At 75.2% G+C, this 14,166-nt stretch carries 14 protein-coding genes; 3 read left to right on the plus strand and 11 right to left on the minus strand.

Annotation, left to right across the window (positions count from 1 at the left end):
* The coding region (locus ACFO3M_RS22405; protein ID WP_387994357.1) for a hypothetical protein at window positions 1-392 on the minus strand (392 nt) is incomplete at its 3' end.
* A gap of 27 nt (window positions 393-419) precedes the next feature.
* Window positions 420-1,541, minus strand: coding sequence for an ABC transporter ATP-binding protein (locus ACFO3M_RS22410; RefSeq protein WP_387994360.1), 1,122 nt, complete (start codon window positions 1,539-1,541; stop codon window positions 420-422).
* Window positions 1,542-1,870: 329 nt separating this feature from the next.
* Here ACFO3M_RS22410 and ACFO3M_RS22415 point away from each other — a divergent pair, with 329 nt between their 5' ends.
* The 3 genes from ACFO3M_RS22415 (at window position 1,871) to ACFO3M_RS22425 (ending at window position 5,273) form a co-directional block, all read left to right on the plus strand.
* Window positions 1,871-3,241 carry an ABC transporter substrate-binding protein gene (locus ACFO3M_RS22415; RefSeq protein ID WP_387994362.1) on the plus strand — a complete coding sequence of 457 codons (1,371 nt, stop codon included), beginning with the start codon at window positions 1,871-1,873 and terminating at the stop codon, window positions 3,239-3,241.
* 122 nt (window positions 3,242-3,363) lie between these two features.
* Complete coding sequence (locus ACFO3M_RS22420; protein ID WP_387994366.1) at window positions 3,364-4,353, plus strand: carbohydrate ABC transporter permease; 990 nt, start codon at window positions 3,364-3,366, stop codon at window positions 4,351-4,353.
* Window positions 4,350-5,273, plus strand: coding sequence for a carbohydrate ABC transporter permease (locus ACFO3M_RS22425; protein WP_387994369.1), 924 nt, complete (start codon window positions 4,350-4,352; stop codon window positions 5,271-5,273). The genes ACFO3M_RS22420 and ACFO3M_RS22425 overlap by 4 nt, the downstream gene beginning before the upstream one ends.
* A 159-nt stretch (window positions 5,274-5,432) precedes the next feature.
* Here the strand turns inward: ACFO3M_RS22425 and ACFO3M_RS22430 are convergent, their stop codons facing one another.
* The 9 genes from ACFO3M_RS22430 to murG form a co-directional block, all read right to left on the minus strand.
* Window positions 5,433-6,149: a DivIVA domain-containing protein gene (locus ACFO3M_RS22430; RefSeq protein WP_387994372.1), complete on the minus strand. Its 717-nt coding sequence runs from the start codon at window positions 6,147-6,149 to the stop codon at window positions 5,433-5,435.
* A gap of 69 nt (window positions 6,150-6,218) precedes the next feature.
* Window positions 6,219-6,515 carry a YggT family protein gene (locus ACFO3M_RS22435; RefSeq protein WP_073422422.1) on the minus strand — a complete coding sequence of 99 codons (297 nt, stop codon included), beginning with the start codon at window positions 6,513-6,515 and terminating at the stop codon, window positions 6,219-6,221.
* A gap of 67 nt (window positions 6,516-6,582) precedes the next feature.
* Window positions 6,583-7,506, minus strand: coding sequence for a cell division protein SepF (locus tag ACFO3M_RS22440; RefSeq protein ID WP_458168191.1), 924 nt, complete (start codon window positions 7,504-7,506; stop codon window positions 6,583-6,585).
* Window positions 7,506-8,255 carry a YggS family pyridoxal phosphate-dependent enzyme gene (locus tag ACFO3M_RS22445; RefSeq protein WP_387994375.1) on the minus strand — a complete coding sequence of 250 codons (750 nt, stop codon included), beginning with the start codon at window positions 8,253-8,255 and terminating at the stop codon, window positions 7,506-7,508. Before ACFO3M_RS22445 ends, ACFO3M_RS22440 begins: the two co-directional genes overlap by 1 nt.
* A gap of 29 nt (window positions 8,256-8,284) precedes the next feature.
* Window positions 8,285-8,986, minus strand: a complete 702-nt coding sequence (pgeF, locus tag ACFO3M_RS22450; protein WP_387994378.1) for a peptidoglycan editing factor PgeF — start codon at window positions 8,984-8,986, stop codon at window positions 8,285-8,287.
* A gap of 89 nt (window positions 8,987-9,075) precedes the next feature.
* Window positions 9,076-10,356 (minus strand): cell division protein FtsZ, encoded by a 1,281-nt coding sequence (gene ftsZ, locus ACFO3M_RS22455; RefSeq protein ID WP_387994381.1) that lies wholly within the window; start codon window positions 10,354-10,356, stop codon window positions 9,076-9,078.
* Between the two features lie 365 nt (window positions 10,357-10,721).
* Window positions 10,722-11,510 carry a cell division protein FtsQ/DivIB gene (locus ACFO3M_RS22460; RefSeq protein ID WP_387994383.1) on the minus strand — a complete coding sequence of 263 codons (789 nt, stop codon included), beginning with the start codon at window positions 11,508-11,510 and terminating at the stop codon, window positions 10,722-10,724.
* Entirely contained in the window at window positions 11,507-12,952 is a 1,446-nt protein-coding gene (murC, locus tag ACFO3M_RS22465; RefSeq protein WP_387994386.1) for a UDP-N-acetylmuramate--L-alanine ligase, read from the minus strand. Before murC ends, ACFO3M_RS22460 begins: the two co-directional genes overlap by 4 nt.
* Entirely contained in the window at window positions 12,942-14,042 is a 1,101-nt protein-coding gene (murG, locus tag ACFO3M_RS22470) for an undecaprenyldiphospho-muramoylpentapeptide beta-N-acetylglucosaminyltransferase (RefSeq protein WP_387994388.1), read from the minus strand. Before murG ends, murC begins: the two co-directional genes overlap by 11 nt.
* Between the last annotated feature and the right edge of the window lie 124 nt (window positions 14,043-14,166).

Genomic DNA, 14,166 nt, shown 5'->3' on the forward strand with positions numbered 1-14,166 from the left:
CGGGCCGGCCGCTCCGCCGGGGCGGGCTCCCCGGCCGCGGCCTCCTCGGCGCGGACCGGCGCGGCGGGCGCCTCGCCCGGCCGCGGCGCCTCCGCGGGCCGGTCCGCGGTCCGCCCGGCTGAGCGGGGCGGCTCCGTGCTGGTCCGCTCCGTGCGGGTCCGCTCCGTGCTGGTCCGCTCCGTGCGTGGAGGGGCGTCCGTGCGGCCCGGGGTGCGGCCGGCGTCCGGGACGCGGGTGCCGGCGGGGGCGCGCAGCCGGGCGACCACCAGCAGGACCGCGGCGAGGGCGCAGGCGCCGACGCAGGCCCAGTACCAGGCGGTGACGGCGGTGACGACGCCGAGCACGAACAGCGCGAGGCCCGCGAGGACCAGCAGCGCCGCGGCGACGATCACCGGCGGCTCCCGGGCGCCGGGCGCCGGTCAGTCCCCGGCATGGCCGATCCGCCGTCCGGTCAGGGCGGAGAAGACGTGCGCCTCGCCGGGGCGGATCGCCACGTGCACGACCTCGCCCTTGGCCGGGGGCCGGCGCGCGTCGGCCCGCAGCACCAGGGGTCGCTCGGTGCCCTCCGCGCCCTCGATGCCGCCCGCGGCCCCGAGCCGTCCGTAGGCGAAGGCGTCCGAGCCGAGCTCCTCCACCACCTGGACCTCGACCGGGAACCCCTCCCCGGTCCCGACGAACTGGACGGCCTCGGGCCGGAAGCCGAGCGTGGCGGTCCCCTCGCCGTCCTGGGCGAGGACGTCGAGCACCGAGCGGGAGAGCGGCACCGGGTGGCCGCCGAGGACGGCGCCCCCCTCGCGCAGCGGCACGGTGACGAGGTTCATCGCCGGGGAGCCGATGAAACCGGCGACGAACTCGTTGACCGGCCGGTCGTAGAGCGCGCGCGGGGTGTCCACCTGCTGGAGGACGCCCTCCTTGAGGACCGCGACCCGGTCGCCCATGGTCATGGCCTCGACCTGGTCGTGGGTGACGTAGACCGTCGTCGTCCCGAGCCGGCGCTGCAGGGCGGCGATCTCGGTGCGGGTCTGCACGCGGAGCTTGGCGTCGAGGTTGGACAGCGGCTCGTCCATGAGGAAGACCTGCGGGTTGCGCACGATCGCCCGGCCCATGGCCACCCGCTGCCGCTGGCCGCCCGAGAGCGCCTTGGGCTTGCGGTCGAGGTACTGCTCCAGGTCGAGCAGCCGGGCCGCCTCGCGCACCCGGGTCAGCCGGTCCTCCTTGGACATGCCGGCGATCTTGAGCGCGAAGGCCATGTTGTCGGCCACCGTCATGTGCGGGTACAGCGCGTAGTTCTGGAAGACCATCGCGATGTCCCGCTCCTTGGGCGGGAGGTGGGTGACGTCCCGGTCGCCGATGCGGATCGACCCGTCGGTGACGTCCTCGAGGCCGGCCAGCATCCGCAGCGACGTGGACTTGCCGCAGCCCGACGGGCCGACCAGGACGAGGAACTCGCCGTCGGCGATGGACAGGTCGAGCGCGTCGACCGACGGGCGGGTCGCCCCCGGGTACACGAGCGTGGCCCGGTCGTAGGTGATGGCGGCCATGGCGTTCGTTCAGCATCCCTTCTGCGCCGGTGCAGAGCGCGCCCACTGTGACACGCAGCGTTCGCCGGGGACCAGCGCCCCGCCCGGGCGGCACCCGTCCGGGCCGCCGACCGTGACCGGCCCGTGACCTGCGCGGAGCGTGACCGGGGTCTCCTCCCCCGGACGGGGCACGCGTTGCATAACGGTTTCGGCAACGTGACCGGATGGCGTCGGCCGCGAGGTTATGGTCCCCCGGCGTACCAGACGGGCCGGCAGCTGACCGGCCCGTTCGCACGTGACCACACGCCGCGGTCGACGACCGCGGGGACCCTGAAGGGACGTACATGACGATGCGCGCGACAGGCCGGCGCAAGGGTGCGCTGGCCGGCGGCCTGGGCGTGGCACTGGTGCTCGCCGGCTGCGGCGCAAGTGAGACCAGCGGGGGCGGCGGCGGGACGGCGGCGGCCTCCGACCTGACGATCGACTGCGCTCCGTACGAGGAGTTCGGCGACGTCGAGGGCGAGACGGTGAGCGTCTACACGTCGATCGTCGACCCCGAGGACCAGCCCCACATCGACTCCTACGTGCCGTTCGAGGAGTGCACGGGGATCGACGTGCAGTACGAGGGCTCGCGCGAGTTCGAGGCGCAGCTCGTCGTCCGCGTTCAGAGCGGCAACGCCCCCGACATCGCCTTCATCCCGCAGCCAGGTCTGCTGGCGACGCTCGTCGGCACCGGCGCCGTCGTCCCGGCCCCGCAGCAGGTCGAGGCGAACGTCGACGAGTACTGGGACGAGAGCTGGAAGGCCTACGGCACCGTCGACGGCACCTTCTACGCGGCTCCGCTGGGCGCCAACGCCAAGTCCTTCGTCTGGTACTCCCCGTCGGCGTTCGAGGACGCCGGCTACGAGGTCCCGACGACCTGGGACGAGATGGTCGCGCTCTCCGACGAGATCGCCGCCTCCGGCGCCAAGCCCTGGTGCGCCGGCATCGGCTCCGGTGACGCGACCGGCTGGCCGGCCACCGACTGGCTGGAGGACGTCGTCCTGCGCACCGCGGGTCCCGACGTCTACGACCAGTGGGTCGCCCACGAGATCCCGTTCGACGACCCGCAGATCGTCGAGGCGCTGGACACCGTCGGCGGCATCCTGAAGAACCCCGCCTACGTCAACGGCGGCCTCGGCGAGGTGCAGTCCATCGCCTCCACCGAGTTCGGCGACGCGGGCCTGCCCATCCTCGACGGCAGCTGCTGGATGCACCGCCAGGCGTCCTTCTACCAGGCCAACTGGCCCGAGGGCACCGAGGTCGCCGAGGACGGCGACGTCTTCGCCTTCCCGCTGCCGGCCATCGAGGGCGACGGTGCGGCCCCCGTGCTCGGCGGTGGCGAGTTCACCGCGGCGTTCAACGACGACCCGGCGACCCAGGCGTTCCAGACCTACCTGTCCTCGGCGGACTGGGCCAACGTCAAGGCCCAGGTCTCCGGCCCCGGCTGGGTCAGCGCCAACACCGGCCTCGACGTCGAGAACCTCGTCTCGCCGATCGACCAGCTGGCCGCCGAGCAGTTCCAGAACCCGGACGCCGTCTTCCGCTTCGACGGGTCGGACCTGATGCCCGGTGAGATCGGTGCCGGTGCGCTGTGGACCGAGCTGACCAACTGGATCGCGTCCGACAAGCCGACCCAGCAGGTCCTCACCGACGTCGAGAACGCCTGGCCGACGGCCTGATCCCCGCGGTCCCGGCAGCCGCCGGCTGACGGGACCGCCGTACCCATCCCTGGAGACCGGGGGGACCGCAGCCACGGCTGCGGTCCCCCCGGCCTTCCGTTGCCGGAGAGAGGTCGTCAGCCGTGCAGTGGTTCCTCGACGCGAGCACCACGGGGCACAAGATCGCCCTGATGGTGGTCGCCATCCTCCTGTTCGCCGCCGTGATGGCGGCGATCCTGTTCGCCGTCGACCGGCCCCGACGGGTGCCGAACTGGGTCGTCGCGGCCGGCTTCGTCGGCCCGACGCTCCTGCTGCTCGCGGTGGGCCTGGTCTACCCCGCCCTCGACACCATCCGCGGGTCGTTCTACGACCGGGACGGCTCGGAGTTCGTCGGGCTGGACAACTACGTCACGGTCTTCACCGAGGACAACTTCCAGACCGTGCTGCTCAACACGCTCCTGTGGGTCGTCCTCGTCCCGCTGGTGACCACCGGCCTCGGGCTGGTCTACGCCTACCTGGTCGACCGCACGCGGTTCGAGGGCCTGGCCAAGGCGCTGGTGTTCCTCCCGATGGCGATCTCGATGGTGGGCGCCGGCGTCATCTGGAAGTTCGTCTACGAGTACCGCCCCGACCAGCCCGGCGTGAACCAGATCGGCCTGCTCAACCAGCTGCTGGTCATGGTCGGCATCGAGCCGCGGCAGTTCCTGCTCGACGCGCCGTCGAACACCTTCTACCTGATCGTCGTGATGATCTGGATCCAGGCCGGCTTCGCCATGACCGTGCTGTCGGCGGCCATCAAGGCCATCCCCGACGACATCGTCGAGGCCGCGCGCCTCGACGGCGTCAGCGGCTTCCAGATGTTCCGCTACGTCACCGTGCCCAGCATCCGGCCCGCCCTGGTGGTGGTGCTGACGACGGTCGCGATCGTGACGCTGAAGGTCTTCGACGTGGTGCGGACGATGACCGGTGGCCAGTTCGGCACCAGCGTCGTGGCCAACGAGTTCTACACGCAGGCCTTCCGCCAGTTCAACGTCGGTCTGGGCGCGGCCCTCGCCGTCCTGCTGTTCGTGCTGGTCGTCCCGATCATCGCCTACAACGTCCGACAGCTGCGTCTCGCCGAGGAGATCCGATGACCACGACCACCCCGGTCATGGCGCCCGTCCCCGCCGACGAGCGCCGGCTCACCCGGGCCGAGCGCCGCGCGGTCGCCGCCCGGACGAAGCTCAGCTCGCCCGCGGCGTCGGTCATCGCGCTGGTCATCGCGGTGCTGTGGACGGTGCCGACCCTCGGCCTGCTCATCACCTCCTTCCGGCCGGAGCTCGACATCCGCCGCTCCGGCTGGTGGACGGTGTTCACCGACCCGACGTTCACCGTCGACAACTACAACGAGGTCCTCTACGGCGGCGGGACGAACTTCGCCTCGCTGTTCGTGAACTCGCTGGTGATCACGCTGCCGGCGGTCGTCATCCCGATCTCGCTGGCGCTGCTGGCGGCCTACGCGTTCGCGTGGATCCCGTTCCGGGGACGCAACATCCTGTTCGTCGCCGTGTTCGCCCTGCAGGTCGTGCCGATCCAGGTGACGCTCATCCCGCTGCTGAGCCTCTACGTGGACACCGGGCTGGCCGGTTCCTTCTGGACCATCTGGCTGTCGCACTCGATCTTCGCGCTGCCGCTGGCGGTCTTCCTGCTGCACAACTTCATGAAGGAGATCCCGCCCTCCCTGGTGGAGGCCGCCCGGATGGACGGCGCCGGCCACGTGAAGATCTTCTTCCAGGTGCTGCTGCCGCTGCTGACGCCGGCCATCGCGGCGTTCGCCGTCTTCCAGTTCCTCTGGGTGTGGAACGACCTGCTCGTCGCGCTGACCTTCGCCGGGGGCGCGCCCGACGTCGTGCCGCTGACCGTGCGGGTCGCCGAGCTCGCCGGCACCCGCGGCTCGGACTGGTACCTGCTCGCGGCGGGGGCGTTCGTCTCCATCGTGCTGCCGCTGGCGGTGTTCCTGGGCCTCCAGCGCTACTTCGTGCGGGGCCTGCTGGCCGGGAGCGTCAAGGGCTGACGGAGGTCCCCGCGCCGGCAGCGGGGTGCAGGCGGGCGGAGGGCCCCGGACGCGACGTCCGGGGCCCTCCGCGTCCCCGGCGCCGTCGCCCGCACGGACCGGCCCCGGGACGCCACAGGGCCCCCGGACCGGTGGTCCGGGGGCCCTGTGCGGGTGCTGTCAGGCGGGCGCGTGCTGCGTCTGCCGGCTGGCCGACGACGGCTCGGCGGAGCCGCGGGCGTCGAGGTCGCGCAGGTGCGACTCGAGGTAGGACCGGAACCGGGTGCGGTACTCGCGCTCGAAGGTCCGCAGCTCCTCGATCTTGCGCTCGAGGTTCTGCCGCTTCTCCTCGAGGGGGCCCATGACCTCGCGGTGCCGGCGCTCGGCGTCCTGGTCGAGGGCGGCGGCCTTGGCGCGCGCCTCGCGCTCCATCGTGTCGGCGCGGGTGCGGGCGTCGTTGACCATCGACTCGGCGCGCTGCCGCGCCTCGTTGACCATCTGCTCGCTCTTGGCGCGGGCCTCGGCGACCATCCGGTCGCTCTGCGTCTTGGCGCCGGCGACCATCTGGTCGGCCTGGGCCTTGGCCTCGTTGACGTAGCGGTCGGCGGTCTCCGACGCCAGCGCCAGCATCCGGGACGCGCGCGTGGTGTCGTCCTCGCGCGCCGCCGGCGGCGGGACCGGGGCGGGAGCCGGGGCCGGCTCCGGGGCGACCGGCTGGGCGGCGACCCGGCCGGTGCCCGAGCCCGCGCGCAGCTCGTTGTTCTCCTCGATGAGGCGGGCGAGCTCGGCCTCCACCACGTCGAGGAACGCGTCGACCTCGTCCTCGTCGTAGCCACGCTTACCGATCGGCGGCTTCTTGAAGACGACGTTGTGCACGTCGGCTGGCGTGAGTGGCAAGGGGCTCACCTCGGGTCGGACGGCGGATACGGGTTCTGTCGGATCACGCGCGGGGCGCGCGCACGTCGGTCACGCGGTGAGGGCGAGACCGGACGTGATGCTCCGCAGGATGTAGACGGCGATCAATAACACCATGAACGCGAGGTCCAGGCGGATGGACCCCAGGTTCAGGGGCGGGATCACCTTCCGGATCGCCTTGAGCGGCGGGTCGGTGGTCGCGTACACGACCTCCAGGCCCGCGGCGACGAAGCCGGACGGGCGCCAGCTGCGCGCCAGCACCATCACCCAGTCCACGACGAAACGCGCGAACAGCAGGATCAGGAAGACGAGCAGGATCGACGACACGATCTGCCAGAAGAGAGCCACTGTCCTCGCTCGTCCCGGGGCACCTGCGGTGCCGTCTCTGCCTGCCCTCCGCGCCCCGGCCGACGGCTCAGGACTCGGGGAAGGACCCGCTCTCGCGGATCTTGGCCTTGTCCTCGGCCGTCACGTCGACGTCCCGCGGGCTGAGCAGGAACACCTTGGCCGTGACGGGCTCGATGCTACCGCGCAGTCCGAAGACGAGCCCTGCAGCGAAGTCCACCAGTCGCCGCGCGTCGGCGTGGTCGAGCTCGGTCAGGTTCATGATGACCGGGCTGCCCTCGCGGAACGCCTCGCCGATCGCGCGGGCCTCGTTGTAGGTCTTCGGGTGCAGCGCGGTGATCCGGTAGGGCTGCGCCACGGGCGCCGGCTCCGGCGCGGCGACCGGCTCGCGGGCGGCCAGGCCGGCGGCCGCGCCCCCGGTGCCGCCGCTCACCGAGCCCAGCCGGGACGGGCCCGAGGCCGCGGCCGGGGTCGCGGCGGGGGCCGACGGCGGCTGCTGCGCCAGGCCGAGACGGGTCGCGCCCGCGCGGCGGAGGGGAGCGGGCTCGGACGCGGCCGGCGCGGCGACGCGCGGGCCGGGGCGGTCCTCGTCGGCACGGTCGCCGGGGTGGTGGTCGTCGAAGCGGTCGCCGTCGAGCCGGTCGCCGGCGGGACGGCGGCCCTCGTCGGCGCGGTCACCGGGGTAGGAGTCGTCGAACCGGTCGTAGCGGCGCTCGTCGTAGCGGCCCGAGTCGTACCGGCCCGCGTCCAGCCGCGGGGCCTCCAGGCGCCCGGAGTCGTAGCGGGCGCCGTCGTAGCGCCCCTCGTCGTACCGGCCGTCGTCGTAGCGGCCCTCGTCGTAGCGGCCCTCGTCGTAGCGGCCCTCGTCGTAGCGCCCCTCGTCGTACCGGTCGTGGTGGTCGGGCTGGCGGGCGTCGTAGCGCCCGTAGGCGCGGGCGTCGTCGTCCTCGACGAGTCCGAGGTAGATGCCCATCTTCCGCATGGCACCGGCCATCAGACGACCTCCTCCGGCGTCCCGGGTGGGACCCCTGTGACTGGTGTGACTGCGGGCGAGGGTATGGGCCGGGGACCGAAGAGCGCGGTTCCGACACGCACGAGCGTGGCGCCGGCCGCGATCGCCTCCTCGAGGTCGCCGCTCATGCCGGCGGACAGCTCCGCGGCGCCGGGGTGGTCGGCGCGCACGCGGTCGGCGAGGGCGGCCAGCCGGGCGAAGGCGGGGCCGGGTTCCTCGTCCCGCGGGGCGACGGCCATGAGGCCGCGCAGCCGCAGGCCGGGCAGGCCGGCGACGGCGTCGGCGAGGGCCGGCACGTCGTCCGGGGCGGCGCCGCCGCGCTCGGCGATCTCCCCGGGCGCCCCGCCGAGGTCGACCTGCACGAAGACCTCCACCGGCCGGCCGGCCTCCTCCCCCGCGCGGGCGAGGGCCCGGGCCAGCGGCAGCCGGTCGACGGAGTGGACGACGGCGCCGGTGCGGGCGACGACTGCGGCCTTGTTGCGCTGCAGCTGGCCGACGAAGTGCCACTCGAGCGGCAGGTCGGCGAGGTCGGCCGCCTTCGCGGTGAGCTCCTGGGCGCGGTTCTCGCCGAACGCCGCCTGGCCGAGCGCGGCGAGCTCGCGGACGTCGCCGGCCGTCCGCGTCTTGCTCACGGCCACCAGCGCCACCGAGGCGGGGTCGCGCCCGGCGGCGCGGGCGGCGGCGGCGATGCGCTCGCGGACGGCGCGCAGACGGTCGGCCGGGGTGGTCACGGGACGATCATCCCGCGCGGCCGCGACCGTCAGCCGAGCCAGGTGACGCCGGCCTGGCGGCCGGTGACGCCGTCGCGGCGGTGGCTGTACAGCCGCCGGTCCTCGACGGTGCAGCGCGGGTCGTGCACCACCTGGGCCAGTCCCGCGCGGCCGAGCAGCTCGGCGAGCCCGGCGCGCAGGTCGAGCCCCGGCGTGCCCCTGCGGGTGCGCACGGCGGCCGCGGGCGCCACCCGGGCCACCTGCGCCTGCATCTCCCGGGGGACCTCGTAGCAGGCGCCGCAGACGGCCGGGCCGAGCAGCGCGGTGGTGTCGGCCGGGCGGCTGCCCAGCCGGGCCATGGCCGCCAGGGTGGCCGGGACGACGCCCTGCCGGACCCCCTCCCGGCCGGCGTGGACGGCGGCGACGACGCCGGCGACCGGGTCGGCCAGCAGCACCGGCACGCAGTCGGCGACCAGCACGCACAGCACCAGGCCGGGGGTGCGGGTCACCAGGGCGTCGGTCGCCGGCAGCGGCCGGTCGGCCGGGCCGTCGACGACCGCGACGCCGGTGCCGTGGACCTGGTCCATCCACACCAGCCGGTCGCCGGGCACGCCCAGCTCGCGGGCGAGCCGCTCCCGGTTGGCGGCGACGTCGGCCGGGTCGTCGCCGACGTGGCCGCCGAGGTTGAACGAGTCGTAGGGCGCGTGCGAGCGGCCGCCCCGCCGGTCGGTGACGACCCGGCGGGGTCGCACCGCCGGCGGACGAAGGACCCCCTCGCCCCCCACCGCTCGCACGCTCCCGGCGGGCCCCTGCGAGGGGGGCGAGGAGTTGGACTCCTCCCTCACTGACGCAGGAACTCCGGGATGTCGAGCTCCTCCTCGAAGTCCTCGTTGCCCAGCGGCCGGCGGCCCGCGGCGGCAGCCGCGGCGTTCTGCACCGGCGGCAGCGGCGGGACGGTGATCCCACCGCCGGCCGGCGGGGCCGGACGGACCGGGGCCGGGCTGACGGGCACCGGGGCGACCGCGGGCGCCGACGGGACCAGGCGCTCCCCCGTCGCCCGCGGCGCGGCCGACGCCACCGGCGGCGGGCTGCCGCCGAACCGGCTCGGCGCCGGCGGGGCGGCCGGGGCGGGGGCCGCCGTGGCCGCGACGGCGGCGTCCTTGCGGGCGGAGGGCCGGCCGCCGTCGAAGCCCGCGGCGATGACGGTCACGCGGACCTCGTCGCCCAGGGCGTCGTCGATGACCGCACCGAAGATGATGTTGGCGTCGGCGTGGGCGGCGTCGGAGACCAGCGAGGCGGCCTCGTTGATCTCGAACAGGCCGAGGTCGGAGCCGCCGGAGATCGAGAGCAGGACGCCGTGGGCGCCCTCCATCGAGGCCTCCAGCAGCGGGCTGGCGATGGCCTGCTCCGCGGCGAGCAGCGCGCGGTTGTCCCCGCGGGCGCTGCCGATGCCCATGAGCGCCGACCCGGCGCCGGACATGACCGACTTGACGTCGGCGAAGTCGAGGTTGATCAGGCCGGGGGTGGTGATCAGGTCGGTGATGCCCTGGACACCGGAGAGGAGCACCTGGTCGGCGGTGCGGAAGGCGTCCATCACGCTGACGTTGCGGTCGCCGAGCTGCAGCAGCCGGTCGTTGGGGATGACGATGAGCGTGTCGCACTCGTTGCGCAGCTCCTCGATCCCCGACTCGGCCTGGACCGCGCGGCGCTTGCCCTCGAAGGAGAACGGCCGGGTGACCACGCCGATGGTGAGCGCGCCGAGCTTGCGGGCGATCGAGGCGACCACCGGCGCACCGCCGGTGCCGGTGCCGCCGCCCTCGCCGGCGGTCACGAAGACCATGTCGGCGCCCTTGAGCACCTCCTCGATCTCCTCGCGGTGGTCCTCGGCGGCCTGGCGGCCGACGTCGGGCTGCGCGCCGGCGCCGAGGCCGCGGGTGAGCTCGCGGCCGACGTCGAGCTTGACGTCGGCGTCGCTCATCAACAGCGCCTGGGCGTCGGTGTTGATGGCGATGAACTCCACCCCCTTCAGACCGACCTCGATCATCCGGTTGACCGCGTTCACACCGCCGCCGCCGATGCCGACGACCTTGATGACCGCGAGGTAGTTGTGCGGAGGTGTCATGTGGGGCTCCCGACCTCGACCCTCATCCTCAAGTACAGACTTAGTGTTATGTCAACTGGGTCGACGCGGACGAAGTTAGGTGGGCCGCGTCGGGCGCTACAAGCACCCTCCCCGGCCCGGCGTGTCGCCAGGTCGACACCCCACCGTCACCTGGCGACCCGGGTGTCACAACTGCACCACGGTCGGTGACGACCCGCCTGTCGCAGGCCTCATCCCGAGGTCGAGACCCGGGACGGCGGCGGCACGGAGGTGAATCTGACCCGTGCAGCGTGTCGGGCGTGTCGCGAGGACCGGCGTGTCGGCGGCGCGCCGCTCCGGCTGCCGTCCGCGAACGGCCGCACACGGAGCGCGAGCGGTCCGCCGGCTCAGCGCAGGACGACGGCGCGCGGCGAGCTGACGTCGATCGTCGTCGCCGGCTCGATCACCCCGGACGCGACCTGGTCCAGCAGCGCGACCAGCGCCGCGGCCTTCGTGTCGGCGCCGTCCGCGCCGCCCCAGACGACGGTGGTGCCGTCGGCGAGGGCGAGCGTCACGTCCTCGCCGGTGGTGGCCTGCACGCCGGTGACCCGCCCGCGGACGTCGGCCGGCAGCGACACGAGCGCGCCGAGCGCGGCGCGGGTGGCCGGGTCGTCCGGGCCGGGCGTGGCGACGTCGAGCGGGACGACGCCGTCGGGCACCTCGCCGGTGACGGTGTCGAACGGCACACCGTCGCGGTCGACCAGGGAGCGCGTGCCGGCCCGCTCGACGACGGCGACCGGCCGCCGCTCGACCACGGTCACCACGACGCTGCGCGGCCAGCCGCGGGTGACCGTGACGTCGGCCACCTGCGGCAGCCGGGCCACCCGCGCGGCGGCGGCGTCGGTGTCGACCCGCAGCAGCGGCGTGCCCTCCTGGACGCCCGCGGCGGTGCGCACCTGCTCGGCGGTGAGCGTGGTGGCGCCGTCGACGCGGACGGTCTGCACGGCCAGCAGCGGGCTGGCCCACACGGCCCAGCCCGCCGCGACGACGAGCACGAGCGCGACCGCGGCTCCCAGGACGCGACGGCGGCGCCGGTCGGCCGGGCTGTCCCGCCGACGTCGGCGGCGGGCCGGCCGGGCGACCTCGGCCGGGACCCCGCGCTCCCGGTCGGCGGTCGTCAGGCCGGTGCGGCTCACCGCGCCGCACCCTCCGCGCCGGCGGCCCCGCCACCGAGGGCGGTGAGCACCTCGGGGCCGAGCATCGAGACGTTGCCGGCGCCCATGGTGATGACCACGTCGCCGGGGCGGGCGCGGTCGGCGAGCGCCGGGGCGGCCGCCGACCAGGACGGCTCGAAGGCCACCCGGTCGGGCGGCAGCGGCACGGCGTCGGCGACCAGCGCGCCGGTGACGCCGGGCACCGGGTCCTCCCGGGCGCCGTAGACGTCCATCACCACCACCTCGTCGGCCAGGCCCAGGGCCTCGCCGAAGGCGCCGGCGAACTCGCGGGTGCGGCTGTACAGGTGCGGCTGGAAGGCCACGACCACCCTCCCCTCCCCCGCCACCGCGCGGGCGGCGTGCAGCTGGGCGGTCACCTCGGTCGGGTGGTGGGCGTAGTCGTCGTAGACCCGGACGCCCGCGGCGACGCCCTTGAGCTCGAAGCGGCGGTGCACCCCGCCGAAGCGCTCGAGCCCGGTGACCAGCCCGTCGGCGGGCAGGCCGAGCTCGAGGCCGGCCAGCAGCGCGGCGGCGCTGTTGCGGGCCATGTGCTCGCCGGGCACCCGGATCCGGACCCGGCCGAGCACCGCGCCGTCGAGGACCGCGGTCCAGCTCGTGGCGTCGGGGCCGACGTCGAGGTCGACGATCCGCAGGTCGGCGTCCTCGGTGGTGCCGTAGGTGCGCACCCGGGCCGGCGTCGGGACGCCGCGCAGCCGGGCCGAGCCGGGGTCGTCGGCGCACAGGACGACGAACCCGGCGGGGTCCACCGTGCCGAGGAACCGGTCGAAGGCCGCCTCGACCGCGGCGAGGTCGCCGTAGTTGTCCAGGTGGTCGGCCTCGACGTTGGTGACGATCGCGCCGTGCGGGGCCAGCAGCAGGAACGAGCGGTCGCTCTCGTCGGCCTCGGCGACGAAGACGTCGCCCTCCCCCGCGTGCGCGTTGCTGCCCGACTCGTTGAGCGTGCCGCCGATGGCGAACGACGCGTCGACGCCGCAGGCCTGCACGGCGACGGTGAGCATCGAGGTGGTCGAGGTCTTGCCGTGGGTGCCGGCGACGGCGACGCTGCGCCGCCCGGCCATCACCGCGGCCAGCGCCACCGCGCGCGGCAGCACCGGCAGCCCGCGGGCGCGTGCGGCGGCCAGCTCCGGGTTGTCCTCCCGGATCGCGGAGGAGACGACGACGCTGTCGGCGTCGCCGAGGTGCGCGGCGTCGTGCCCGACCTCCACCCGGGCGCCGAGGGCCCGCAGCGCCAGCAGGGTCGGGGTGTCGCGCCGGTCGCTGCCGGAGACGGGCACCCCGCGGGCCAGCAGGATGCGGGCGATGCCGCTCATGCCGGCGCCGCCGATGCCGATGAAGTGCACCGCGCCGAGCTGCTCCAGCGAGGGCACCGGCCCGGTCCACGCGGCGGTCGCGTCAGCGGTCACCGGTCGCCACCTCCAGGACGATGTCGGCCAGCCGCTCGTCCGCGTCGGGGACCCCGGCCGCGGCGGCGTGCGCGGCGTACCCCGACAGCGCCGCGGGGTCGGTGAGCAGGGGCAGCAGGGTCGCCTCGATCCAGGCGGGCGAGAGGTCGGCGTCGTCGACCAGGAGCCCGCCGCCGGCCTCGACCACCGGCAGGGCGTTGCGCCGCTGCTCGCCGTTGCCGATGGGCAGCGGCACGAACGCCGCGGGCAGGCCGACCGCGGACAGCTCGGCCACGGTGACCGCGCCCGAGCGGCACAGCGCCAGGTCCGCGGCGGCGTAGGCGAGGTCCATCCGCTCCAGGTAGTCGACGACGACGTAGGGCGCGGCGCCGGCCGGCCGCGGCGGCACCTCGACGTCGGTGTTCTTCGGGCCGCGGGCGTGCAGCACCTGCACCCCGGCGGCGGTGAGCGCGTCGGCCGCGGCGACCGCCGCCCGGTTGAGCGAGGCCGCGCCCTGCGAGCCGCCGAACACCAGCAGCGTGGGCCGGTCGGCGTCCAGGCCGAAGGCGGCGCGCGCCTCGGCGCGGCGGGCGGCGCGGTCCAGGCCGCTGATCGCCGTCCGCAGCGGCATGCCGACGTGCTCGCCGCGGTGCAGCGGCGTGCCGGGCACGGTCACCGCCACCCGGGCGGCGATCCGCGCGCCGATCCGGTTGGCCAGCCCGGGCAGCGCGTTCTGCTCGTGCACGACCACCGGCACACCCGCGCGTCGCGCGGCCAGGTAGGCCGGCAGCGCGACGTACCCGCCGAACCCGACGACGACGTCGGCGGCGAGCTCGTCGAGCAGCGCGCGGGTGTCGCGGACCGAGCGGCGCACCCGGCCGGGCACGCGCAGCAGGTCCAGGGTGGGCTTGCGCGGCAGCGGGACCGGCGGGATCAGCCGCAGGTCGTAGCCGCGCGCGGGCACCAGCCGGGTCTCCATGCCGCGGGCGGTGCCCAGGCAGGTGACCCGCAGGCCGGGGTCCCGCCGCCGCAGGGCGTCGGCCAGGGCCAGCATCGGCTCGATGTGCCCGCCGGTGCCGCCGCCGGCGAGGACGACCGACGGCGCGCTCACCGGGACCGTCCCGGGCGGTCGGCGGGGCGCACCGGGCGGTCTGCCGGGCGCACGGGGCCGCGGTCGGCGGGCCGGGCGGGCACCCGGTCGCGGTCGGGGCGGCGCGCCGGCGGGGGCGGCACCC

It is taken from the genome of Geodermatophilus arenarius, from assembly GCF_042654585.1.
Classification (GTDB): domain Bacteria; phylum Actinomycetota; class Actinomycetes; order Mycobacteriales; family Geodermatophilaceae; genus Geodermatophilus; species Geodermatophilus arenarius.